A 564-nucleotide genomic window follows, 5' to 3' on the forward strand; every position below is an offset into this window, starting at 1 on the left:
GGTCATACAAAGTCCAACGAATCTGCTCGCCTTGCGCACGAATAATTAATACCGCGTCCGCTGGGTAACGCTGGCTGGCTTGGCTAATCGGTTCAATGAAACCGCCCCAAAGATCAGACGTGTTTACGCCCGTAACATCGTCAAAATCCCCAACAGGAATCGTAATTGGAAGGCCACGAGCTTCCGTTGCTTTTTTCAACGCAGCAACGTTGGCAGAATCAGAATGTTCCCATGCAATTGCGCGGTCGTAATCTTGCTCTTCCACCAGCCAAACCAAAATGTTGGCACGATTCGGTGACCATGAAGGCAACTGAGCTTGAGTCAAAAGCGATTGAATTTGCCCACTGTTAAACAACATTTTAAGACTTGCTTTACCATCAACTTGGCTTTTCCCAAGCTGAGAAATATAGCGAGAGCTAGAACTCAGCGCCTTTTGGATAACAGGGTTGCTTAGAGAAGATTGAGAACCAGTCGCTCGAACAATCACATCTTTCATACCTTGTTCACGAGCCGCAGACTCACCGTCGTTCTGCTCACTGTCGATAACCACTTCGGCACGATAGA

The 564-nt window shown here is 47.7% G+C and carries 1 protein-coding gene; it reads right to left on the bottom strand.

Annotated elements, in window-relative coordinates; genetic code table 11:
* Positions 1-564 (bottom strand): DUF2066 domain-containing protein (locus tag R7044_RS27140; protein ID WP_225456218.1); only part of this gene is annotated, 564 nt, incomplete at both ends.

Source organism: Vibrio sp. 1402 (assembly GCF_033340275.1).